Origin of the sequence: Tahibacter harae (assembly GCF_024437735.1) — a bacterium.
In the GTDB taxonomy this organism is placed as follows: domain Bacteria; phylum Pseudomonadota; class Gammaproteobacteria; order Xanthomonadales; family Rhodanobacteraceae; genus Tahibacter; species Tahibacter harae.
This window is the reverse complement of record NZ_JANFQO010000005.1, coordinates 13,097-35,768: the sequence shown is the minus strand read 5'-3', so window position 1 is coordinate 35,768 and position 22,672 is coordinate 13,097. Positions and strand designations below refer to the sequence as shown.

The window sequence follows — 22,672 nt, the reverse complement described above, 5'->3', positions numbered from 1 at the left end:
CTCGCCGCTGCGCGGACCGCACGGAAATCGCCAGGACAGCACGGCCGCCCGGCCTCGACGGCATTACCGCATGCGTACAAATGAAAAAGGCGGAAATGAGCAGAAAGAGGTGGCAGGCGACGACACGCATCGCCTGTCACCTCTCTCCGCCCACTTCCGCCTCGTGAAGTGTGGAGTCAGCCGGTAAGCCGGGTCCTGTATCCCTTGCGGGACGACAGTCATTCCTCTAGGCCTGACGTCGCCGTCAGGCTCAAGCAACCAACCCGGGAACGACGCGGGCCGCGTCATGGTTCCCCTATTCGGTCTTGCTCCAGGTGGGGTTTACCGTGCCCTGCGGCGTTGACCCCGCAGGCGGTGCGCTCTTACCGCACCGTTTCACCCTTACCACGCATGCACTCGGCACCGTTCGGCGGTTTGCTTTCTGTTGCACTGGCCGTCGGCTCACGCCGCCCAGGTGTTACCTGGCACCTTGCCCTGTGGAGCCCGGACTTTCCTCGGCACATTGCTGTGACGCGACTGTCTGGCTGACTCCGTTGGGGATTGTAACTTGTGGGGTGGTTTTTGTGGGGCTGGCGCGCCTTCGGCGCGAATATGCTTGATATTTAAGGCAGTTTCGCCCCGCCTTTCGGCGGCCGACCTACTTTCTTTTGCTTGTGCAAAAGAAAGTGGGCAAAGAAAACACACCCCAAAGCCGCGGCCTACGGGCATCCTGCCCTTCCGCTTCGCGAGGCGGCTACGGGGTCCGCTGCAGGGCCATCCTGGCCCTGCAGCGGATTCGCGCGGTGCGCGGGCTGATCCTGCGCCGCCTCGCCGCGGCTTATGGAGCCCCGGTCGAGCGGCGTGCATCCCTGCGCGCAGAAGCAACGGCAGGGGCCGGATTCAGTACGAAAGCACAATCACGAGCAGCGGCCACGGCCACGGCAACAACAACCGGATCGACTGCGAGAGCTGAAGCTCAGTCACCCTCCACGATTGCGCCGAAGCCCAGGACGGAGAAAGCCCTCTGCCCCAAGCGCGTTCAAGCGCTTGGGGCAGAGAGTTGGGTGAGGGGACAGCGCATCCACCGCGAAACCGCCACGGCCTTCGCCTCACCATCCGCACACGAACGGCAAGCCACCAGCAACCCTAGCCGTCGCCCACCTCTGACCCATACAAGGCCTTGCGCGGCGCCCCACTGATGACCGCAGCCAACTTGGCGGCACGCGCCGGCGGCAGTTCCTCGCGCAGCAGCGCAAATACGCGGCGGCCTTCGGCCAGGCGTGCGTCTTCCTGTTCGGGACGGCCGCCGATCAACAGCACGAATTCGCCGCGCTCCTGGTTCGGATCCGCCGCAACGCGCGCCACCAGCTGCGCCAACGTCCCGTCGAGCACGGTTTCGAACAGCTTGGTCAGCTCGCGCGCCAGCACGGCGGGGCGGTCGGCGCCGAACACGGCGGCCATATCGTCCAGGCACTCGCGCACGCGATGACTGGATTCATAGAACACCAGCGTGCGCGCTTCGCCGGCGAGTTCCGCCAGGCGCTCGCGACGGGCACCGGATTTGGCCGGCAGGAAGCCTTCAAACACGAACCGGTCGCTGGGCAGGCCGGCCACGGACAGGGCGGCGATGGCGGCGCAGGCGCCAGGTACGGGTGATACGGGGATGCCGGCGGCGCGGGCCGCGCGGACCAGGCGGAAGCCGGGATCGCTGACCAGGGGTGTGCCGGCGTCGGAAATCAGGGCGATGTCTTCGCCGGCCTGCAGGCGCGCCACCAGGCGCTCGGCCTCGTCGCGTTCGTTGTGCTCGTGCAGGGCGACCAGGCGCGTACTGATACCGTAGCGGGCCAGCAGCGGGGCGCTGTGGCGGGTGTCCTCGGCGGCGACAAGGGCGGCGCGGCGCAGGGTTTCCTGCGCCCGGGGCGAAAGATCGTCCAGATTGCCTATGGGCGTGGCCACGACCCAGAGCCGGCCGGTGTTGTCCGCTGCCATCGATACTCTCCCTGCGGGCGCGGGCGCGGGCGCGCCGGCGTGATCCGCTATCATCGCAGCATTGCCTGGCGTTACGGATGCTGACATGCGCGCAAACCTGCGACTCCTGCCCTGCCTGCTCGTGTTGCTGCTGGGCGGCTGCGCCACCATGGATACAGGGGCGCCGACCAAGACCGCGCAGGCCACTTCGGCCGAGGACCTCTATCTGCGCGGCGATTTCCGCGCCGCCGCGGATGCGTTCCTGGAACTGTCCAAGTCCGATTCCAATGCCCGCGGCCACTACCGCCTGCGCGCCGCCGAAGCCCTGCGCGAGGAAGGCGATCTGGCTGCGGCGGCCGAGGTGCTGGACGGCGTGCGGCGCAAGCGCCTGGCCGGCGAGGATGCCTACCGTTACGACCTGCTCAGCGCCGAGATCGCGCTGAACCAGCAGAAGCCCGAGGACGCCCTGGCCCTGCTCGCCCTGCCGGACTCGGCCCTGCCGCCGGCACTGGTGCTGCGCCGGCTGGAACTCACCGCGCGCGCGCAGCAGGCCACCGGCGACCGCTTTGCCGCCGCGCGCACCCGCGCCGTACTGGACCGTTCGCTGGAAGGCGCCGACCGCGAGAACAACCGGCGCGAGATCGTCGACACCCTGGCCGCGCTGGACGCCGCCTCGCTCAAGCAGCGCGGCAGCGAGCTGCCGCCGAACGACCTGCTGCGGCCGTGGATAGAACGCGCGCTGCGCAAGCAGGGCCAGGCCCTGCCGCTGGCGCTGCAGCGGCCCAGCCGCCCGGTCGGCACGCTGCAGCAGGACGGCAGCGACCGCTGGAGCCGCGAGGGCTACCGTCCCAGCCGCCGCGTCGCCCTGCTGTTGCCTTCCAGCGGCGCGCTCAAGAACGCCGCCGCGGCGGTGCGCGACGGTTTCTTCGCCGCCTGGTTCAACGACAGCCAGAGCGGCACAGAACGCGGCGAAGTACAGATTTACGATAGCGGACAAAGCGCCACCGACGCGCTCGCCGCCTACCAGCGTGCGGTACAGGACGGCGCCGAGCGCGTGGTCGGTCCGCTCACCCGCGACGCGGTCGGCCTGCTGTTCGAGCAGGGCCGCCTGCCGGTTCCGGTGCTGGCGCTGAACCAGGCCGACAACGGCGCCACGCCGCCGCCGGGCAGCGTCGCCTTCGGCCTGCTGCCGGATACCGAAGGCGCCCAGGCAGCCGAACGCATGGTTTCCCAAGGCATACGCGAAGCCGCGGTGATCGCCGCCACCGACGACTGGGCCGAGCGTGCCGCGCTGGCCTTCCGCGCCCAGTTTGAAAGCCTGGGCGGCATGGTGATCGGCGAGGGCCGCCTCAAGGAAGGTGAAGTGAACTACGCCGGGCTGATCCGCCAGTCGGTCGGCGCCTTTGCCAGCGCCAGCAGTGCCGGCGTTTTCATCAGCATGCGGCCGCAGCAGGCGCGCCTGCTGATGCCGCAGCTCAAGCTGGCCGGCGTGAACGTGCCGGTGCTGGCGACGTCGCACGTGTATTCGGGTTCGCTCAATGTCGGCCTGGACCGCGATCTGGACGGCCTGGAATTCTGCGATGCGCCGTGGCTGTTCGACGCCAGCGCCGGGCTGCCGCCGCGCGACCAGATGCTGCGCTCGATCGATTCGGCCCGCGGCAACGGTGCGCGCCTGTTCGCGCTGGGCCTGGATGCGTACGCGCTGATGCCGTACATGGACTGGCTGGGCACGCATCCGGACAGCTACCTGCCCGGCGCCACCGGCCAGCTCGCCTCCGACAGCTTCGGCCGCGTGCATCGCCTGCTGACCTGGGTGCGCTTCGAGAACGGCGTGGCGCGGCCGGTTTCCGGCCTGACCCTGGGCGACGGCCGGATGCAGTGATGCGCTCCGTAGGCGCAGTCTGGGAACTCGCCGCGCAGGCCGAACTGGAACGCGCCGGTCTGCGTCTGGTCGCGCGCAACTGGCATTGCCATTACGGCGAGCTGGACCTGGTCATGCGCGAAGGCGAGGTGCTGGTCTTCGTCGAGGTGCGCTACCGCGACAGCGCGGCCAGCGCCGACGGCACCGCCTCGATAGGTCCGGCCAAGCAGCGCAAGCTGGTGCGCACGGCGGACATGTTCCTCGCCGCGCATCCGGATTTCGCCAACCACACCTGCCGCTTCGACACGGTCGCGTTCAGCGGCAGCGGCGACAATGCGGTCTGCACCTGGCAGCGCGCCGCCTTTGAAGCCTACTGAGAGCTCCGCATGAATCTGCGCCCCCTGCGTCATTTCCTCTGTATCGCCATCGCCGCCAGCCTGCTGTCGGGCTGCATCGCCGCCGTGGTCGGCGGCACTGCCGCCGGCGTGGGCCATGACCGGCGCTCCTGGACCACGGTCATCGCCGACCGCAACATCCAGGCCAGCGCCTACGACAATTTCAACAAGGACAAGGAACTCGCGCTCAAGAACAACGTGTCCATCGTCGTCTACAACGGTGTCATGCTGCTGGTGGGCGAAGTACGCACGCCGGAGCTGAAGCAGCGCGCCGAGCAGCGCGTCAGCGGCTATGAGGGCGTGCGCAAGCTGGTCAACGAAATCGAGGTGCGCGAGCCCGAAGGCTTTCTGTCCCAGCGCCGCGACAACACCATCACCGCACACGTGAAGACCGCGCTGCTGGACATCGTCGACATGCCGGGCTTCGATCCGACCCGGGTCAATATCACCACGGTGCATCGCACGGTGTATCTGATGGGCCTGCTCAGCCGCGAGGAAGCCGATCGCGTGGCGGAGATCGCGCGCAACGTGGCCGGCGTGGAAAAAGTCGTGCGCGTGCTGGAATACCAGGACTGACATGGCGCTCGCGCCGCCGCTGCGCGCAAGCCTGGCCGACATCTTCGGCGCCGCGCTGAGCACCGACCCGGCCGAGTGCCTGGTCTACGGCTACGACAATTCGCGCCGCCAGGCCGCGCCCGATGCGGTGGTGTTTCCGCAGACGCACGAACAGGTCGTCGCCCTGGTGCGCACCTGCCGCGCCGCGCGCACGCCGCTGGTCGCCCGCGGCCGCGGCACCAATACCACCGGCGCGACGGTGCCGGTGGCCGGCGGCGTGGTGGCCTCGTTCGAACGCATGAACCGCGTGCTGCGGCTGGATCCGGCCAACCGCCTGGCCGTGGTCGAACCCGGCGTACTCAACGGCGATCTGCAGACAGCGCTCAAGCCGCTGGGTTTCTTCTGGGCGCCGGATCCCACCTCCAGTCCCTACTGCAGCATAGGCGGCAACCTGGCCTGCAATTCGGCCGGGCCGCGCACGGTGAAATACGGCGCGCCGCGCGAGAACACCCTGGGCCTGCGCGCCGTCGCCGGCAGCGGCGAGGAATTCCGCGCCGGCTACTACACCAGCAAGGGCGCCACGGGCTATGACCTGACGCGGCTGCTGATCGGCGCCGAAGGCACGCTGGCGCTCATCACCGAAGCCACGCTCAAGCTCACGCCGCTCCCCGCCGCCAAGCGCGTGCTGCGCGCGACCTACTCCGGCATCGAGGCCGCCGCGGCCGCGGTCTCGCGCATCATGGCCCAGCCGGTGACGCCCTGCGCGCTGGAATTCCTCGACGACGAAGCCCTGCGCCTGGCCCGCCGCCACGGCGGCGAGGCCATACCCGTCGCCGGCGCCATGCTGCTGATCGAGGTCGACGGCGAGGCCGATTTCCTGCCCGCGGCGGAACAGTCCGTGGCCCGCGCCGCCGCCGGCGAAGGCCTGCTCGAATGGCGCAGCGCCGCGAATGCGGCCGAGGTGGACAGCCTCTGGGCCGCGCGCAAGGCGCTGTCGCCGGCACTGCGCTCCATTGCCCCCATGAAGATCAACGAGGACGTGGTGGTGCCAGTGAGCCGGCTGCCGCAGCTGATAGCCGGGCTGAAGCAGATTTCGGAAAAGTATAAAATTCCTATCGTCAACTTCGGTCATGCCGGCAACGGCAACATCCACGTCAACCTGCTGTACCGGCCGGAGGATCCGGCCCAGGCCGCCGCCGCGCCGGGCTGCCTGGCCGCGGTGTTCGACCTGGTGCTGGCGCTGGACGGCACCTTGTCGGGCGAACACGGCATAGGTCTGGTCAAGCGCGAATTCCTGCCGCGCGCGCTGGATCCGGTCAGCCTGGAACTGATGCGCCGGATCAAGGCCCAGTTCGACCCGGATGGCATACTCAATCCCGGCAAACTGCTGCCCGACTGAAGGAACCGGCCATGCGCCTGCTGCCTGCAACCGCCCTAGCCCTGCTGTTCGCCCTGCCCCTGGCCGGCCTGGCGCAGAAGCCGGTGGAACCCACCCTGCCGCAGATGAACCTGGCAAAGAACTGGCTGGAGCTGATCGACGCCGGCAAGTTCGAACAGGCCTGGAACGAAGCCTCAGCCGACCTGCGCCGGCAGAGCCTGGCCGACTGGAGCGCCGCCATCCGCAAGGCGCGGCGCAGCGAGGCGACGGTGAAATGCCGCAAGGGGCTGGATTTCGAGCTGCTGGAAAAGCCTGACCGCATCGATACGGTGTTCATCACCGAATTCGCCGACGGACATGTGATCAGCGAGAAAGTGACCTTGCGCGAGGATGCGAACGGCAATGCGCAGGTGACGGCGTACCGGCGCGGGCCGCCGTTGCAGGAGCGCGGCTCGCCGTGCGATCCGTGAGTACGGAGCGAAGCGTGGCGTAGCTGCCGGCACAGGCTGGAAGGCCCAGCGGCGGAATCGCGGAAAGCGTTGCGACAGGGCGGGATTCTGGCGTCGCCACGTCACGCCGGCCGCTTGCCACCAGGGCAGCCCGGGGGAGAATGAACGCGGGAATTACGCGAAAGCCGCTGGTTTCAAGCGAGGATCGCCGGGAACCCGGCCGCCCGTGCAGCCCAGACCACCCCCGCCAGCGCGAAGGCGGCGAGCACGCCGGCCAGGGCATCGTCCAGCATCACACCCAGCCCGCCTTCGACTTCGCGGTCGGCCCAGGATACCGGCCATGGCTTCCACACATCGAACAATCTAAAAAGCAAGAAGCCTACAAGTATCCAGACCCAGCCCGGCGGCGCCAGGGCCAGGGCCAGCCACTGGCCCACGAATTCGTCGATGACGATGAAGCCCGGATCCTCTACCGCGCAGCGCCGGCACAGGGTGCGCGACACCAGCACGCCCAGCGCGAACACCGCCAGCACCACGCCCAGATAGGCCAACAGCGGCAATTCGCGCAGCCACAGATACGGCAGCAAGGCCGCGGCCGAGCCTACCGTGCCGGGTGCGACGGGGCTCAGCCCCGTGCCCAGGCCGCTGGCGATCCAGCCGGCCGGATGGCCGAGCACGACGCGGCGCTGCTGCGCACTCAGCGCCATCAGGCGAAATGCTCCCAGCCGCCGCGCTGCAGGCTCACTTCCGCGCCATCGGCATCGCACACGCGCACGCCGCTGCCCGCTTCGATGCGGCCGATCACGCGCACGGGCACGCCGGCAGCGGCCGCCGCCGCATGTACGGCCGGCAGCGCGGCCGGCGGCGCGGTAAAGCACAGTTCGTAATCGTCGCCGCCGAACAATTGCCACTGGCGCCGCTGCGCGGCGTCGCCGACCGCGGCCAGCGCGGGCGAACACGGCAGCTGTTCTGCTTCGACCCGCGCCGCCACGCCGCTGCGCGCGGCGATATGGCCCAGATCCTGGACCAGGCCGTCGGATACGTCGATCGCCGCCGTCGCGAGGCCGCGCAAGGCCAGTCCCAGGTCTACCCGCGGCGTAGGCCGGTTCACGCGCTGCAGCAGTTCGGCGCGCTCGGCTTCGGCCGTTGCACGCAGCAGGGCGCTGGCCAGCACGCAGGTCAGGCCCGCGGCGGCATCGCCGGGGAAGCCGCTGACGAGCACCGCATCGCCGGGCTGTGCGCCGTCGCGGCGCAGCGCGCGGCCGGCGGGAACGAAGCCATGCACGGTGACGGTGATGCTCAGCGGCCCCTGCGTGGTATCGCCGCCGACCAGGGCCAGCGCATGCGGCCGGGCCAGTGCGGCAAAGCCGTCGCAGAAAGCAGCGACCCAGTCGCGGTCGGCCTGCGGCAAGGTCAGCGCGAGCGTGGCCCAGGCCGGTGCGGCGCCCATCGCGGCGAGGTCCGAAAGATTCACCGCCAGCGCCTTCCAGCCGATGTCGAAGGGCTCGGTCTGCAACGGGAAATGCACGCCGGCGACCAGCGTGTCCATGCTCACCGCAAGCTCCTGGTCCGCGGCGACGCGCAGCAGCGCCGCGTCGTCGCCTATGCCCAGAACGACGTCCGGCCGCGCCAGTGCGCAGCGCCGGCGGATCTCGTCGATCAGGGCGAATTCGCCCATCAGCGCCCGCGGTACTCGGGCTTGCGCCACTCGCCGGCGAGCTTGTCCAGCACGCCGTTGACGTAGGTGTGGCCGTGATCGGCGCCAAAACGCTTGGTGGTTTCGATCGCCTCGTTGATGACGACGCGGTAGGGCACGTCGACGCGGTATTTCAGTTCGTAGGCGCCGATGCGCAGCGCGGCGCGCTCGATCGGATCGACCTGGGCCACTTCGCGACCGAGGAACGGCAGCAGGCCGGCGTCGAGTTCGGCACAGTGGCTTTCCACACCGCGCACCAGGTCGATGAAGTAGTCGATGTCGGCCACTTCCATGTCCTGCTCATGGCGGAACTGGTCGATCACACCGCCGATGGCGCTGCCGGAGATCTGCCAGGCGTACAGGGCCTGCAGCGCGCGGCGGCGTGCGCGCGAACGTGCGGCCAGATCGACACCATCGGGTTTGCGTGCGTGCGTCACAGCTTTCTCCACAAATCAACCATTTCCAAAGCGGCCAGGGCGATTTCCTCGCCCTTGTTGCCGTGCGCGCCGCCGGCGCGGGCGGCGGCGTCCTCGTGGCGTTCCACCGCGAGCACGCCGTTGAGCACCGGCAGGCGGTGATCCAGCGCAACCCGCATCAGGCCCTGGGCGCAGCCGTCGGCGACGTGTTCGTAGTGGCGCGTATCGCCGCGCACCACGCAGCCCAGGCAGAGCAGCGCCGCATGCTGGCCGGCCGCGGCCAGGCGCGCGGCGGCGATGGGAATTTCCCAGGCACCGGGCACGCGCACCACATCGATGGCGTCGGCGGCGACGCCGTTGGCGCGCAGCGCCTGCTCGGCGCCGCTGACCAGGGTGTCGACTATGCGCGGATTCCAGCGGCTCGCGATCACGGCGTAGCGGCTGTCCGGGGCGACGCGCAGCTCGCCGGCGATCAGGGACATGGGCAGGAAGTCGGACGGGAAAGGGGCGCCATTCTACCTGAGCCCGGCCGGGCGGGCTGTCCGGACCGGTTCAGCCCGGCTCGTGGCCGACCACTTCCAGGCCGAAGCCGGCCAGGCCGACCAGGCGCCGTGCCGTGCCCAGCACGCGCAGCTGGCGCACGCCCAGATCCGCCAGGATCTGCGCCCCCAGGCCGTGGCGGCGCCATTCCTGCACCGCCTCGGCCTTGCCCGGCGCGGCGGCGCGGCGGCTCAGGCGGTCGAGCAGGGCCTGATCTTCGCCGGGTTCGGACAGCACCAGCACTACGCCGCGGTCCTCGGCGGCGATGCGGCGCAGCGCCGCGGTCACGGTCAGGCCCAGGTCGGCGCGGACCAGATGCAGCACGTCGGACAAGGTGTTGCGCACGTGGACGCGGGTCAGCACCGGCGCGCCATCGGCCACGTCGCCGCGGACCAGGGCGAAATTAAGAGATTTATTCACAATGTCGCGATACGCGACCAGGCGGAACGGGCCGAATTCGGTCTGCACCGCCTCGTCATGCACGCGCTCGATGGTTTTCTCGGTCTGCAGGCGATAGCGGATCAGGTCCGCGATGGTGCCTATGCGCAGGCCGTGCTTCTGCGCGAACGCCTCCAGCTCGGGCCGCCGCGCCATGCGGCCGTCGTCGTGCAGCACCTCGACCAGTACGCCGGCCGGCTCCAGCCCGGCCAGGGCCGCCAGGTCGCTGGCGGCTTCGGTATGGCCGGCGCGGGTCAGCACGCCGCCGGGCTGGGAAGTCAGCGGGAAGATATGGCCGGGCTGGGACAGGTCCTGCGCGCGCGCATCGGCGCGCACGGCGGTGCGCACGGTGTGTGCGCGGTCGTAAGCGGAGATGCCCGTGGTCACGCCCTCGGCCGCCTCGATGGAGACGGTGAAGTTGGTGTGGTAGGGCGAAGTGTTGTCCATCACCATGGGCTTGAGGCCCAGCTGGCGGCAACGCGCCTGAGTCAGCGACAGGCAGACCAGGCCGCGCGCCTCGCGCACCATGAAGTTGATGTCTTCGGGACGGACTTTTTCCGCCGCCATGATGACGTCGCCTTCGTTCTCGCGGTCCTCGTCGTCGAGGATGACGACCATGCGGCCGGCGCGGATGTCGTCGATGATGTCGGGGATGGTGTCGAAGGGCATGGGATTCGATTCGGGATGGGGGATTCGGAGCAGCGGTTCGCCCGCGCCGGACAGCAGACCGAAGTGGCGCAAACGCCGCGGAGACCGGCTAGTTTGTCACGCTTCCGCGGCTTTTTCGGATGACAGCCTTTCGGCGTAGCGCGCCATCAGGTCCACCTCGATATTCACCGCGCTGCCGACGGCGCAGTCGCCGAAGCCGGTTTTTTCCAGGGTGTGCGGGATCAGGTTGACGCCGAAGCGGCGGCCGTCCACTTCGTTGACGGTGAGGCTGACGCCGTTCACCGCGATCGAGCCCTTGGCGGCGATATAGCGCGCGAGCGCTGCCGGCACGGCGAATACCCAGCGCAGCGAACGCGCCTCGGGCAGCACGGAGACCACTTCGCCGACGCCGTCGACATGGCCGGAGACCAGGTGCCCGCCCAGGCGGTCGGCCAGGCGCAGGGCCTTTTCCAGATTCACCCGGCGGCCGGCGGCCCAGGCGCCCAGGGTGGTGCAGTTCAGGGTCTCGCGCGAGACGTCAGCGGCGAAGCTGGCGCCGTCCAGCGCCACCGCGGTCAGGCAGACGCCGTCCACGGCGATGCTGTCGCCCAGGCGCACATCGGACAGGTCCAGCTCGGCCGTATCCACCACCAGGCGCACATCGCCGCCGACGGGTTCGATCGCGCGCACGCGGCCCACCGATTGGATTATTCCAGTAAACATATTTATTAACTTCTATAAATCAGGAAAATATTTCAACGCCGCACCCCCGACCCGACAGCGGAGAGGCTGCCCGCACAGGCCAGCCCGGGCGCCGCCGTCCGGCCGCAATGCAGACGGACCGCCGGCGCGATTCCCCGTCATGGGGCCGCCTGCGCCCCAGGCAAGGGCCGCAGCAGCAGGCGCCAGTCCTCGCCGAGCTGGCGCTGCTCCAGCAGCCGCAGCGGCCAGCGCGCAGCCATGTCCGACAGCAGCGGCAGGCGCAGCAGCGGCAGGCCGGCGTCGCCCAGCAGCAGCGGCGCCACGTACAGCAGCAGCTCGTCGACCAGGCCGGCGGCGTACAGGCTGCCGGCCAGGGCCGGGCCGGCTTCGGCCTGGATCTCGTTGACGCCCCGCGCCGCCAGCTCCTGCAGCAGCCGCGGCAGCGGAATACGGCCCTGTTCCAGCGGCAGCGGCAGACATTCGACCGCGGCATAAGCAGCGGGCACGGCTGCACCTTCGCCATGCACGACCAGCGTCGGCACCGAACCGTCGAGCAGATGGCAGCCCGGCGCCAGCGCATCCAGGCGCGCATCCAGCACCACGCGCAGCGGCGGCTGGAAATCGACCCCGGCGGGCAGGCGCACGGTCAGGCGCGGATCGTCGGCCCGCGCCGTGCCCGCCGCGGTGAGCAGGGCCGAGCTGCGCGCGCGCCAGCGCTGCACGTCCTCGCGCGCAGCGGCGCCGGTGATCCATTGCGACTGGCCGTTGTGCAGCGCGGTGCGGCCGTCCAGGCTCTGCGCCAGCTTGAGCCGCAGCCAGGGACGGCCGCGTTCGATGCGGCTGAAGAAGCCGCGGTTGAGTTCGCGCGCCGCCTCGCGCTGCAGGCCGGTATCGACCTGTATGCCGGCGGCGCGCAGGTTCCCGATGCCGCGTCCGGCCACCTGCGGGAACGGATCCTCGGCCGCGATCACGACGCGGGCCACGCCGGCAGCGATCAGCGCGTCGGCGCAGGGCGGCGTGCGGCCGTGGTGGGCACAGGGTTCCAGGGTGACGTAGGCGCAGGCGCCGCGGGCGGCCTCGCCGGCTTCGCGCAGGGCGAAGACTTCGGCATGCGGGCCGCCGGCGCGCTGGTGCCAGCCGCTGCCGAGGATTTCTCCGCCGCGGGCGATGACGCAGCCCACGCGCGGATTGGGCGAGGTGGTAAAGGCGCCGCGTTCGGCCAGGCGCAGGGCCAGGGCCATGTGGGCGTGATCGGCGGCGTCGAACATGCGGGCCGGACTCAGCGCCGGTCGCGGCGGAGCGCGCTCACGATTTCTTGCGCGCCGCGGGCACGCCTTCGCCCAGCAGCGGCAGCTGCAGGCCTTCCAGCACCGGCAGCTCGCGTTCCAGCCGTTCGATTTCCTCGCGGAAGGCCTGCACGTCGGCGAAGCGGCGGTAGACCGAGGCGAAGCGCACATAGGCCACCGAATCGATGCGGCGCAGTTCCTCCATCACCCATTCGCCGACCCGGCGCGAAGCGACCTCGCGCTCGTTGACCTGGCGCAGGTTGCGCAGGATGTTGCGCACCACTTCGTCGACCGCATCGCTGGAAACCGGACGCTTCTGCAGCGAACGCTCCACGCCCACGCGCAGCTTGTTTTCGTCGAAGGCCTCGCGGCGGCCGTCGCTCTTGACGATGGCCGGCAGCTTGATTTCGGCCGTCTCGAAGGTGTTGAAGCGCTCGCCGCAGGCGGGACATTCGCGCCGCCGCCGCACGGTGGCGCCGTCCTCGGCCAGGCGCGAGTCGATCACGCGGGTGTCTTCGTGCTGGCAGAAGGGGCAGTGCATGGCTGCGGATCGTAAAGCGAAATTGGCAAATCGGTAAAACCTTCGCAGGAAATCCGCGTCCTGCATTGATTCCGCTCCCCCGCACTTGCGCGGGGGAGCGGGCGAAGCGACGCCAGAAACCCGGCGCTGCGCCCAGGTTTTCACGACAGGTCCGCGCAGGCGGGTTGCCGGGGATGAAACCTGGGCGGCGACGCGACGGAAGCGCCGCCCCCACCCGACCCGCTCCCCGCGCAAGCGCGGGGGAGAGCCGTATGCCTCACCCGTTCCGCCGGCCCTTCATGCCTTGCTCGAATCCGGCTCAGCCGTAGACCGGCAGCCGCTTGCACTGCGCCGTCACCGCTTCGCGCACGCGCGCCAGCACGCCGTCGTCGGTGGGGGCATCCAGCACGTCGCAGATCCAGTTGGCGAGGTCGGTGCAGTCCTGCTCGGTGTAGCCGCGCGTGGTCACCGCCGGCGTGCCTATGCGCAGGCCCGAGGTGATGAAGGGCGAGCGCGGATCGTTCGGCACCGCGTTCTTGTTGACCGTGATATGCGCCTTGCCCAGGGCCGCCTCTGCGTCCTTGCCGGTGACTTCGCGGCCGATCAGGTCGATCAGCATGAGGTGGTTCTCCGTGCCGCCGGAGACGATGCGGTAGCCGCGCGCGGTGAGTGCCGCCGCCATCGCCTTGGCGTTCTTCACCACCTGCTGCTGGTAGGCCTTGAATTCCGGCTCCAGCGCTTCCTTGAACGCGACCGCCTTGGCCGCGATCACGTGCATCAGCGGGCCGCCCTGGGTGCCCGGGAACACCATGGACTGCAGCTTCTTCTCGATCTCCTCGTTCGCGCGCGCCAGGATGATGCCGCCGCGCGGGCCGCGCAGGGTCTTGTGCGTGGTCGAGGTGACGATGTCGGCATGCGGCACCGGGTTGGGATAGACGCCGGCGGCGACCAGGCCGGCCACATGGGCCATGTCGACGAAGAAGTAGGCGCCGACGGACTTGGCGATCTGCGCCATGCGCGCCCAGTCGATCACCTGCGAATAGGCGCTGAAGCCGCCGACCAGCATGCGCGGCTTGTGCTCGTCGGCCAGGCGCTGGATCTCGTCGTAGTCGATCAGGCCGGTGGCCGGATCGATGCCGTACTGCACGGCGTTGAAGATCTTGCCGCTGAAATTGACCTTGGCGCCGTGGGTGAGGTGGCCGCCGTGGGCCAGGCTCATGCCGAGGATGGTGTCGCCGGGGCTGAGCAGGGCCAGGTAGACCGCGGCATTGGCCTGCGAACCGGAGTGCGGCTGCACGTTGGCATAGTCGGCGCCGAACAGCTGCTTGACGCGCTCGATGGCGAGCTTTTCTGCAATGTCCACATATTCGCAACCGCCGTAGTAGCGCTTACCGGGATAGCCTTCGGCGTACTTGTTGGTCAGCACCGTGCCCTGGGCTTCGAGCACGCGCGGGCTGGCGTAGTTTTCCGACGCGATGAGTTCGACATGGTCTTCCTGGCGCTGCCGTTCGGCGGCAATGGCCTGGGCCAGGGCGTCGTCGTAACCGGCAATACGCAGATCCTTCGCAAACATGGGAGAATCGCCTTCTGGGCTGGGAATCCGCCGATGGTAGCGGTTTCGTTCCGGCTCTCCCACTGAATAAGGCCACTGTCCACCGGTTCGGCGGAAAGTGGCTCCTGCGCGGATTTTTGCGTGTCCGATCAGAGTGCTGCGCAAATCCAGTCGGCGCTGCAGCGGGGCGATGCCGCGGCCGCGGAACAGCTGTGCCGGCGGGCGCTGGCGGCGCGGCCGCGCGATGCCGCGCTGCAGTTGCTGCTGGGCCAGCTCCTGCGCCGGCGCGGTGCCGGCGAAGAGGCACTGGCTGCGCTGCGCAAGGCGGTACAGGCCGATCCGCGCCTGGCCGCGGCCTGGCGCGAACTCGCGATAGCCGCCCTGCAGACCGGGCAGCTGGACGAGGCCGATACCGCTTCCGCCGAAATGCGCCGGTTGCAGCCGGCCGACGCCGGCGGTGCCTTCCTGCGCGGCCATGTGCTGGGCCTGCGCCATCGGTTTGACGAATCCGAGCGCGAATTCGCGCCGTTGCGCCAAGCCGCCGGCATGGCCCAGGCGCGCCTGGGCCTGGTGGCGGATGCACTGGCCCGCGGCGATGCACTGGCCGCGGGCTTCCACGCACGCCGCCTGGTCGAATGGCTGCCGGACCAGGCCGCCGCCTGGGACGCCCTGGGCCAGGCCGCCGCCGCCGCGCAGGACTGGCACGCCGCCGCCGCGGCGCTGCGCCGGGCCAGCGAGCTGGCGCCGCAGGACCTGGCCATCTGGCAGCGCCGCGCCGCCGTGCTCGACGCCTGGCGCCAGGGCGGCGCGGAGCCCGTCGCCGTGCACGAGCAACTGGTGCGGCTGCAGCCCGGCTCCCTGGCCGCGCTGCAACAGCTGGGCCTGGCCCGCATCGGCGCGCACCAGACCGCCGCCGCCGTCGCCACTTTCCGCCAGGTGCTGGCGCAGTCGCCGCGCGACGCGCTGGCGCGCTGGGTGCTGTTCCATACGCCGGCCCTGCCCTGCTTCGAGTCCGAAGCCCAGCGCGCGCAATGGCTGGCGGACTGGGAGCGCGGCCTGGCCGGGTTTGAACACGAAGACCTGGATGCCGCCACTGCCGGACGCCTGCTCGGCAGCGTGCCGGATTTCGCCCTGGCCTATCAGGACGGCGCCCATGTGGCCTTGCACCGGCGCCACGCGGCCGTGGTGCGGCGCCTGCTCGACGCCGCCACGGGCGCCGCCATTGCCGACCTGCCGCCGCGGCCGATACGGCGCGCGCGCCGGCGCATAGGCCTGGTATCGAGCTGCCTGCACCAGCATTCCGTCACGCGGGCCTGGGGCGAAGCCCTGCTCGCCCTGCCGCGCGAGCGGCTGGAGCTGTGCGTGTTCCACACCGGCAGCGGCGACGACGCAATGGTGCAGCGCTTCCGCGCCCGCGCCGACCACTACCAGGCCGGCGGCGGCAGCTTTGCCGACTGGAGCGCGCGGCTGCGCGCGGCGGAACTGGATGTCCTGATCTTTCTCGACCTGGGCCTGGACGTGGTCAACCAGTGCCTGGCCGCACTGCGGCATGCGCCCGTGCAGGTGGCGACCTGGGCCCATCCGGTGACCAGCGGCGCGGCAGCGATCGACTATTTCCTGTCCGCGGACGCGGCCGAGCCGGCCCACGCGCAGCAGCACTACAGCGAGATCCTGCAGCGCCTGCCGCGCCTGGGCGGCTGCTTTGCCCGGCCCGGGCCGGTCGCGGCGGCGCCGCGCGCACCGGGCCCGGTGCGCCTGGCCTGCCTGCAGAACCTGTACAAGCTGTATCCCGCCCACGATGCGCTGTTCGGCCGCATCCTGGCCCAGGCGCCGGGCACGACGTTGCAATTCCTGACCGCCGCCACGCAAGAACAGGCCGCAGGTTTCGCGCGCCGCCTGCACGCCAGCCTGGGCGAATACGGCGTGGATCCGGCCCGGGTGCAGGTCTGCACCGCGCTGCCGGCTGCGGAATATCTCCAGGCCGTGGAACAGGCCGACCTGCTGCTGGACACTTTGGGCTTCTCCGGCGGCATCACCACCCTGGACGCGCTGTGGCGCGACAAGCCCTGGCTGACCTTGCCCGGCGAGTGCATGCGCGGCCGGCAGAGCTACGCCATGCTGCGCGCGCTGGAGCTGGATGCGCTGATCGCCGATTCCGCCGAGGACTATATCGCCCGCGCCGTCGCCCTGGCCGGCGCGCCGGAACAGCTGCACGCGCTGGGCCGCACCATCGCCGAGCGCAAGCATGTGCTGTTCGAAGACAGCGGCGTCTGCGCCGCCCTGGCGGATTTCCTGTGCCAGGTGCAGCCGCCCGCGGTCACCGCCCATGACTGAATCCGCCTCCGAGCCACAGCTCGCCGCCCGCCTGCTGCAACAGGCCCTGGATGCCGGCCGACGCGGCGACTGGCTGGGCGCGGCGGCCGGGCTGCGCGAGGCCTGGCGGGCCGATCCGCAGCAGCATGTCGCGGCGCAGGGCCTGCTCGAATGTGCGGCCCGGCTGGTCATCGCCGGACGCCAGGCACCGCGCCAGGAGCCCGACGGCGAGCGCGCCGCCGGCCGCATCTCGGTCATCGTCTGCAGCATTGAACCGGCGCGCTTGGCGCGGCTGCGCCGCGACCTGGAGCGCGAACTGGCCGGCGAGGACTGGGAATTGGTGCATATCGCCGATGCGCGCTCGCTCAACGAGGGCTATGCGCGCGGCCTGGCCCGCGCCCGCGGCGAGCTGATCGTGCTCTGCCACGACGACATCGGCCTGTTCACCCGCCGCTTCGCCACCACCCTGCGTCGTCACCTGGCCGGACAGGACCTGATCGGCGTGGCCGGCTGCGACCGCCTGGACGGCCCGAAATGGTTCTGGAGCGGGCCGCCGCATACCTATTCCTGGGTCGGCCAGCCCCAGGGCCAGGGCTGGCTGCTGGGCCTGCTCGGCAGCCGCGGGCCGCTGATCGCGGGAGCCCAGGGCCTGGACGGCGTATTCCTGGCGGCGCGCCGCGGTGCGCTGGAGCAGCTGGGCTTCGACGCGGAAACCTTCGATGGCTTCCATTTCTACGACCTGGATCTGAGCTGGCGCGCCCACCGCACCGGCCTGCGCTGCGCCGTCGCCCTGGACCTGCTGCTGTGGCATGCCTCCGGCGGCAATTTCGCCGCGAGCTGGGAAGGCTATGCCCGGCGATTCCTGGCCAAGTTCCCCGAACTGGCGCCGCGCCGGGAGGCGCCGGCCTACCGCCCGGGCACCCTGCTGCTGGCCGACGAGCGCCTGGCCGAACCGATCCACGACTGGATAGGCCACTGGCTGGCCGCACCCGGCTGAGACGAAAAAAAGCGCGGCTGCTTGCGCAGCCGCGCCAGACCTGAACAGTCCTGTGGTGCCGGCGCCGGCCAATCCGGCCGCGACTCCCATCCTGGGCGACGCCGGCAGACAGATACTGCGCCGCGGCCGTCGCACGGCCTGCGATGGCGCACCGCGCATTGCGCGTCCGTTGCATATGCCGGCCGCGCGCTGGCCCCGCGGGGAGCTTATCGAGGATAATTGCGGACTTTTCCGCCTTCCGGAAGCGAGTCCAATGCAGTACGTCTACACCATGATCGGGGTGAGCAAGATCGTTCCCCCGAAGCGCGAGATCATCAAGGACATCTCCCTGTCCTTCTTCCCCGGCGCCAAGATCGGCCTGCTCGGCCTGAACGGCTCGGGCAAATCCACGGTGCTGCGCATCATGGCCGGCGTCGACAAGGACTTCATCGGCGAGGCGCGCCCGCAGCCGGAGCTGAAGGTCGGCTACCTGCCGCAGGAACCGGAGCTGGACCCGAACAAGACCGTGCGCGAATGCGTGGAGGAAGGCGTTTCCGAGATCCTGCACGCGCAGCAGCGCCTGGACGAGGTCTACGCCGCCTACGGCGAGGAAGGCGCGGATTTCGACAAGCTCGCCGCCGAGCAGCAGCGCCTGGAGAACATCCTGGCCGTATCCGACGCACACACGCTGGAGCGCCAGCTCGAAGTCGCCGCCGATGCGCTGCGCCTGCCGGAATGGGACGCGAAGATCGGCAATCTCTCCGGCGGCGAGAAGCGCCGCGTCGCGCTGTGCCGCCTGCTGCTGTCCAAGCCCGACATGCTGCTGCTGGACGAGCCCACCAACCATCTCGACGCCGAATCGGTGGAATGGCTGGAGCAGTTCCTGGCCGACTTCCCCGGCACCGTGGTCGCCGTCACCCACGACCGCTACTTCCTGGACAATGCGGCCGAGTGGATTCTTGAACTCGACCGCGGCCGCGGCATTCCCTGGAAGGGCAACTACACCTCCTGGCTGGAGCAGAAGGACGAACGCCTGAAGCAGGAAGCGCAGCAGGAGAAGTCGCGCCAGAAGGCGATCCAGCGCGAACTGGAATGGGTGCGCCAGAACGCCAAGGGCCGCCAGTCCAAGGGCAAGGCGCGCCTCAACCGCTTCGAGGAACTGAACTCGGTCGAATACCAGGCGCGCAACGAAACCAACGAAATCTACATTCCGCCCGGCGAGCGCCTGGGCGACATGGTGATCGAGTTCAAGCACGTATCCAAGGCTTTCGGCGACCGCCTGCTGATCGACGATCTCTCCTTCCGCGTGCCGCCCGGCGCCATCGTCGGCATCATCGGCCCCAACGGCGCGGGCAAGTCCACCTTCTTCAAGCTGCTGACCGGCATGGAAAAGCCCGACAAGGGCGAAATCGCCATCGGCCAGACCGTGCAGCTGGCCTACGTGGACCAGTCGCGCGAGAAGCTCGAAGGCACCAACAACGTGTGGCAGGAGATCTCCGGCGGCTCGGACATGATCACCGTCGGCAAGTACCAGACCCCGTCGCGCGCCTACATCGGCCGCTTCAACTTCAAGGGGCAGGACCAGCAGAAGATCGTCGGCCAGCTCTCCGGCGGTGAACGCGGCCGCCTGCACCTGGCCAAGACCCTGATGCAGGGCGGCAACGTGCTGCTGCTGGACGAACCCTCCAACGACCTCGACGTGGAAACCCTGCGCGCGCTGGAAGAGGCGCTGCTGGAGTTCCCGGGCTGCGCCATGGTCATCTCGCATGACCGCTGGTTCCTCGACCGCATCGCCACCCACATCCTCGCCTTCGAAGGCGACTCGCATGTGGAGTTCTTCACCGGCAACTACCGCGAGTACGAGGAAGACAAGAAGCGCCGTCTCGGCGACGAGGCGGCCAAGCCGCATCGCGTGCGGTACAAGAAGCTGGCCTGAGGCCGGCGGACAGCCCGGTCCGTGCCTCCCGCGCTTGGGGACGGGAGGCACGGCGCAATACGTGGTTTTTCTCCGAGCGGGAATCCGGATGCCCGAACATCAGCAAGCCCAGCAATGGCGCGCCGCCCTGGCCGCCTGGAACCGCGGCGACGCCGCCGGCGCCGCCGCCCTGGCCGCGCAGGTGGCGACGGCCGCGCCCGGCCGTTTTGAACCGCTGCACCTGCTCGGCAGCGCCCTGCTGCAGCAGGGCCGCTACGCCGCGGCGGCTGATGCCCTGCAGCGCGCGCTGCAGCTGCAACCCGGCAATCCCGAAGCCAGCCATGCGCTGGGCAGCGCCTGCCTGGGCCTGGGCGATACGGCCGGGGCCTGCCGCGCCCTGTTCGCGGCCACGACGCAGGCGAACACGGCCGGCGACAGCTGGTTCAAGCTCGGCATCGCCCTGGGCCGGGAACAGCGCTGGCCGGCCGCCGCCGCCGCCCTGCTGCGCGCGGCGCGGCTGCAACCCAACCATGCCGAGGCCATGATGGGCCTGGCCCAGTGCGCCCAGCAGCTGGTGCAGCGCGGCGAATCCGCACCGCCACGGCCGCGGCCGGCGCTGGCGCCGGGGCTGATTTCCTTCGTCGTCTGCAGCATCACGCCGGCCAAGATCGGCCGCCTGCGCGCACGCCTGGAACAGCTGCTGGCGGACGAGCCCTGGGAACTGGTGCTGATCGACGACGCACGCTCCCTGTGCGAAGGCTACAACCGCGGCGTGGCCGCCAGCCGCGGCGAGCTGCTGGTGCTGTGCCACGACGACATCCTGCTGCTGGCCGAGGACTTCCCCGCGCGCCTGCGTGCCGGGCTGGCCCGCTACGAACTGCTGGGCGTGGCCGGCGGCACCCGCGCCAGCGGCCCGACCTGGGGCTGGGCCGGGCCGCCGCATGCGCATTGCTGGGTAGCCCACCGCGACGATGCCGGCCGCGGCCTGATGCTGCTGCTCGGCAGCCAGGGCGCGACGGTGGACGGCGCGCTGCTGATGGACGGGGTGTTCATCGCCGGCCACCGCCGCGTGTTCGAACAGCTGCCGTTCGACGCGCAGACCTTCGACGGCTTCCATTTCTACGACCTGGACCTGAGCTGGCGCGCCGCCCAGGCCGGCTTCCGCTGCGGCCTGTGTCTGGACCTGGGCCTGCTGCACGAGTCCAAGGGCGACTACAACCCGGTGTACTGGGAGTTCGCGCGGAAATTCACCGCCAAGTTCCCCGCCCTGCACAGCGAGACGCCGCCGGCCCAGCGCCTGGGCCAGCTCGCCCTGGCCGAGGACGCCGAACTGGTGCCTATCCAGGACTGGCTGGCGCACTGGACCGCCCTGCCCGACGCCACGCTGGAACAGCAGGTGCGCGCCAGCGTCGCCGCTGCCGCACCGGCAGCCACCGCCAAGGAATGCCCGACATGAGTTCGCCGCGCTTCAGCATCATCGTGCCGCATTACGACGGCAGCATCAGCGACGCCGTGCTGCTGCGCGGCCTGGACTGCCTGGCGCAGCAGCGCTTCGGCGATTTCGAGGTCCTGCTGTACCACGACGGCCCGCTGTCGCGGCCGCTGCCCGATCTTTCCGCCCTGGGCCTGGAGCAGCGCCTGCGCATCGAGATCGCCGGGCAGCGCCACAACGACTGGGGCCACTCGCTGCGCCACCGGGGCATCGCCGAGGCCCGCGGCGAGTACATCGTCCACTTCAACCCGGACAACCTGCTCTATCCGGAAGCGCTGGAAGTGCTGGACCACTGGAGCCGCCAGCCGGTGACGCCGGCGCCCGCGCCGGAACTGCTGGAGAACCCGGATATCCTGATCTTCGCCGTGCTGATGCGCGGCATGCACTTCAGCGGACGCGGCTCGATCTACCGCGACCCGGCCCGGCCGCAGCACGGCCTGATCTACGCCGGCTTTCCCACCGTGCCCGGCCTGATCGACTGCCTGCAGCTGGTGGCCAGGGCCACGGTATGGCGCGAGATCGGCGGCTGGTACGACCGCTCCGCCGCCTCCGACGGACAGATCTACTCGCGCCTGGTGCGCGAACGCGGCGCGCGCTATGTGCCGGCGGTGCTGGGCGAGCACTGGTAGCGCCGGCGCGGGAACCTGCCGGCCTGAAATCAGCCGGCCCGGCAACATCCCGCGCGAATCAGCCGCCGCGGCGATGGTGCCATTTGCGCCACAGCAACAGCGGCAACAACAGGCCGAAGCGCGTCCAGATGCCGGCCCGGACCAGGACGCGCAGCAGCGGATTGCGCGCGGCCGGGTCATGGCGGCGGAACCACAGCCACATGCCGCGGTGCTTGTGCCAGGCGACGAACACCGGCCGGTGCCGGCTGGAACCGCCCTTGCCGTGCGGCACGCGGATGGAGCCGGCATAGCGCACGGCGTAGCCGGCATCGCGCAGGCGGCGGCAGATGTCGAGATCTTCGCAGTGCAGGAAGAAGTCTTCGTCGAAGCCGCCGACCGCGTCGAAGGCTTCCCGCGGGAACAGCATCACCGCGCCGGAAATTGCCTCGGCAATGCCGTCCTCGCCGCGCTGCACCGCGTCGGCCGCCACGTTCACACCGGCCAGGGCCGGCCAGCGCGCGGCGAAGCGGTCCAGCCGCAGCAGGCTGCACAGGCTGCGGCGCAGGGTGGGATCCCGCCGCAGCGAGGCCGGTTCGTCCACCCCGGCACCATCCTGTATGCGCACGCCGACCACGCCGGTGCGCGGTGCGCGCGCCTGGCCGCGCAGGCGCGCGAGGGTGTCGTGCTCGATCAGGCAGTCCGGATTGAGTACCAGCAGGCAATCGCCGTCGGCCAGCGCGGCGGCGCGGTTGACGCCGGCGCCGAAGCCGAGATTTTTCCCGTTGTGCACGATGCGCAGCCGCGCGTCGCCGCCGAATTCCCGCTGCAGCTGTCCGATGCTGCCGTCGCTGCTGGCGTTGTCGCTGACGATGAGCTGCAGCGGCGCATCCGCCGCCAGTACCCGGCGTGCGCCGGCAATCAGGCCGTCGCCGCTGTCGGCGGCGACGATGATCACGCTGGTCGTTCCGGCCAGCGGCATGGCGGG

At 70.1% G+C, this 22,672-nt stretch carries 21 protein-coding genes and 1 other RNA gene; 10 read left to right on the top strand and 12 right to left on the bottom strand.

Annotated features, from left to right (window positions below):
• Window positions 1–168 precede the first annotated feature (168 nt).
• Together rnpB and rsmI are read right to left on the bottom strand one after the other, a co-directional pair.
• Window positions 169–532: RNase P RNA component class A (gene rnpB, locus NM961_RS06570), an RNA gene on the bottom strand.
• Between the two features lie 593 nt (window positions 533–1,125).
• Complete coding sequence (rsmI, locus tag NM961_RS06565; RefSeq protein ID WP_255913126.1) at window positions 1,126–1,968, bottom strand: 16S rRNA (cytidine(1402)-2'-O)-methyltransferase; 843 nt, start codon at window positions 1,966–1,968, stop codon at window positions 1,126–1,128.
• 85 nt (window positions 1,969–2,053) lie between these two features.
• Here rsmI and NM961_RS06560 point away from each other — a divergent pair, with 85 nt between their 5' ends.
• Genes NM961_RS06560 through NM961_RS06540 form a run of 5 tightly spaced genes read left to right on the top strand, consistent with a single transcriptional unit; the run spans window position 2,054 to window position 6,606 of the window.
• Window positions 2,054–3,829: a penicillin-binding protein activator gene (locus tag NM961_RS06560; protein WP_255913125.1), complete on the top strand. Its 1,776-nt coding sequence runs from the start codon at window positions 2,054–2,056 to the stop codon at window positions 3,827–3,829.
• Entirely contained in the window at window positions 3,829–4,185 is a 357-nt protein-coding gene (locus NM961_RS06555; RefSeq protein ID WP_255913124.1) for a YraN family protein, read from the top strand. The genes NM961_RS06560 and NM961_RS06555 overlap by 1 nt, the downstream gene beginning before the upstream one ends.
• Window positions 4,186–4,194: 9 nt before the next feature.
• A complete protein-coding gene (locus NM961_RS06550) occupies window positions 4,195–4,779 on the top strand; it encodes a BON domain-containing protein (RefSeq protein ID WP_255913123.1) in 585 nt (194 codons plus the stop codon).
• 1 nt (window position 4,780) lies between these two features.
• Complete coding sequence (locus tag NM961_RS06545) at window positions 4,781–6,157, top strand: FAD-binding oxidoreductase (protein ID WP_255913122.1); 1,377 nt, start codon at window positions 4,781–4,783, stop codon at window positions 6,155–6,157.
• Window positions 6,158–6,168: 11 nt separating this feature from the next.
• Complete coding sequence (locus tag NM961_RS06540; RefSeq protein WP_255913121.1) at window positions 6,169–6,606, top strand: DUF4019 domain-containing protein; 438 nt, start codon at window positions 6,169–6,171, stop codon at window positions 6,604–6,606.
• Between the two features lie 173 nt (window positions 6,607–6,779).
• Here NM961_RS06540 and NM961_RS06535 read toward each other — a convergent pair whose 3' ends face one another.
• The 9 genes from NM961_RS06535 to glyA all read right to left on the bottom strand — a co-directional run bounded on the left by NM961_RS06535 (window position 6,780) and on the right by glyA (window position 14,404).
• Window positions 6,780–7,292, bottom strand: coding sequence for a phosphatidylglycerophosphatase A family protein (locus NM961_RS06535; protein WP_255913120.1), 513 nt, complete (start codon window positions 7,290–7,292; stop codon window positions 6,780–6,782).
• Window positions 7,292–8,263, bottom strand: coding sequence for a thiamine-phosphate kinase (gene thiL, locus NM961_RS06530; RefSeq protein ID WP_255913119.1), 972 nt, complete (start codon window positions 8,261–8,263; stop codon window positions 7,292–7,294). The genes NM961_RS06535 and thiL overlap by 1 nt, the downstream gene beginning before the upstream one ends.
• Window positions 8,263–8,718 carry a transcription antitermination factor NusB gene (nusB, locus tag NM961_RS06525; protein ID WP_255913118.1) on the bottom strand — a complete coding sequence of 152 codons (456 nt, stop codon included), beginning with the start codon at window positions 8,716–8,718 and terminating at the stop codon, window positions 8,263–8,265. The genes thiL and nusB overlap by 1 nt, the downstream gene beginning before the upstream one ends.
• Complete coding sequence (gene ribH, locus NM961_RS06520) at window positions 8,715–9,179, bottom strand: 6,7-dimethyl-8-ribityllumazine synthase (protein WP_255913117.1); 465 nt, start codon at window positions 9,177–9,179, stop codon at window positions 8,715–8,717. The genes nusB and ribH overlap by 4 nt, the downstream gene beginning before the upstream one ends.
• A 70-nt stretch (window positions 9,180–9,249) precedes the next feature.
• A complete protein-coding gene (gene ribB / locus NM961_RS06515) occupies window positions 9,250–10,344 on the bottom strand; it encodes a 3,4-dihydroxy-2-butanone-4-phosphate synthase (RefSeq protein ID WP_255913116.1) in 1,095 nt (364 codons plus the stop codon).
• Window positions 10,345–10,440: 96 nt separating this feature from the next.
• Entirely contained in the window at window positions 10,441–11,046 is a 606-nt protein-coding gene (locus NM961_RS06510; protein WP_255913115.1) for a riboflavin synthase, read from the bottom strand.
• 137 nt (window positions 11,047–11,183) lie between these two features.
• Entirely contained in the window at window positions 11,184–12,266 is a 1,083-nt protein-coding gene (ribD, locus tag NM961_RS06505; RefSeq protein WP_439334202.1) for a bifunctional diaminohydroxyphosphoribosylaminopyrimidine deaminase/5-amino-6-(5-phosphoribosylamino)uracil reductase RibD, read from the bottom strand.
• A 64-nt stretch (window positions 12,267–12,330) separates the two neighbouring features.
• Window positions 12,331–12,852, bottom strand: coding sequence for a transcriptional regulator NrdR (gene nrdR / locus NM961_RS06500; RefSeq protein ID WP_255913113.1), 522 nt, complete (start codon window positions 12,850–12,852; stop codon window positions 12,331–12,333).
• A 298-nt stretch (window positions 12,853–13,150) separates the two neighbouring features.
• Window positions 13,151–14,404: a serine hydroxymethyltransferase gene (glyA, locus tag NM961_RS06495; RefSeq protein WP_255913112.1), complete on the bottom strand. Its 1,254-nt coding sequence runs from the start codon at window positions 14,402–14,404 to the stop codon at window positions 13,151–13,153.
• Window positions 14,405–14,524: 120 nt separating this feature from the next.
• Here glyA and NM961_RS06490 point away from each other — a divergent pair, with 120 nt between their 5' ends.
• The 5 genes from NM961_RS06490 (at window position 14,525) to NM961_RS06470 (ending at window position 21,708) form a co-directional block, all read left to right on the top strand.
• Complete coding sequence (locus NM961_RS06490) at window positions 14,525–16,717, top strand: O-linked N-acetylglucosamine transferase, SPINDLY family protein (protein WP_255913111.1); 2,193 nt, start codon at window positions 14,525–14,527, stop codon at window positions 16,715–16,717.
• Window positions 16,710–17,693 (top strand): glycosyltransferase, encoded by a 984-nt coding sequence (locus tag NM961_RS06485; protein WP_255913110.1) that lies wholly within the window; start codon window positions 16,710–16,712, stop codon window positions 17,691–17,693. The genes NM961_RS06490 and NM961_RS06485 overlap by 8 nt, the downstream gene beginning before the upstream one ends.
• A 253-nt stretch (window positions 17,694–17,946) precedes the next feature.
• The gene (gene ettA / locus NM961_RS06480) at window positions 17,947–19,608 is read left to right on the top strand and encodes an energy-dependent translational throttle protein EttA (RefSeq protein ID WP_255913109.1); all 1,662 of its coding nucleotides are present in this window, start codon (window positions 17,947–17,949) and stop codon (window positions 19,606–19,608) included.
• Between the two features lie 88 nt (window positions 19,609–19,696).
• The gene (locus NM961_RS06475) at window positions 19,697–21,043 is read left to right on the top strand and encodes a tetratricopeptide repeat protein (RefSeq protein WP_255913108.1); all 1,347 of its coding nucleotides are present in this window, start codon (window positions 19,697–19,699) and stop codon (window positions 21,041–21,043) included.
• Window positions 21,040–21,708: a glycosyltransferase family 2 protein gene (locus NM961_RS06470; RefSeq protein WP_255913107.1), complete on the top strand. Its 669-nt coding sequence runs from the start codon at window positions 21,040–21,042 to the stop codon at window positions 21,706–21,708. The genes NM961_RS06475 and NM961_RS06470 overlap by 4 nt, the downstream gene beginning before the upstream one ends.
• Window positions 21,709–21,766: 58 nt before the next feature.
• Here the strand turns inward: NM961_RS06470 and NM961_RS06465 are convergent, their stop codons facing one another.
• Window positions 21,767–22,666, bottom strand: coding sequence for a glycosyltransferase family 2 protein (locus NM961_RS06465; RefSeq protein WP_255913106.1), 900 nt, complete (start codon window positions 22,664–22,666; stop codon window positions 21,767–21,769).
• Window positions 22,667–22,672 lie beyond the last annotated feature (6 nt).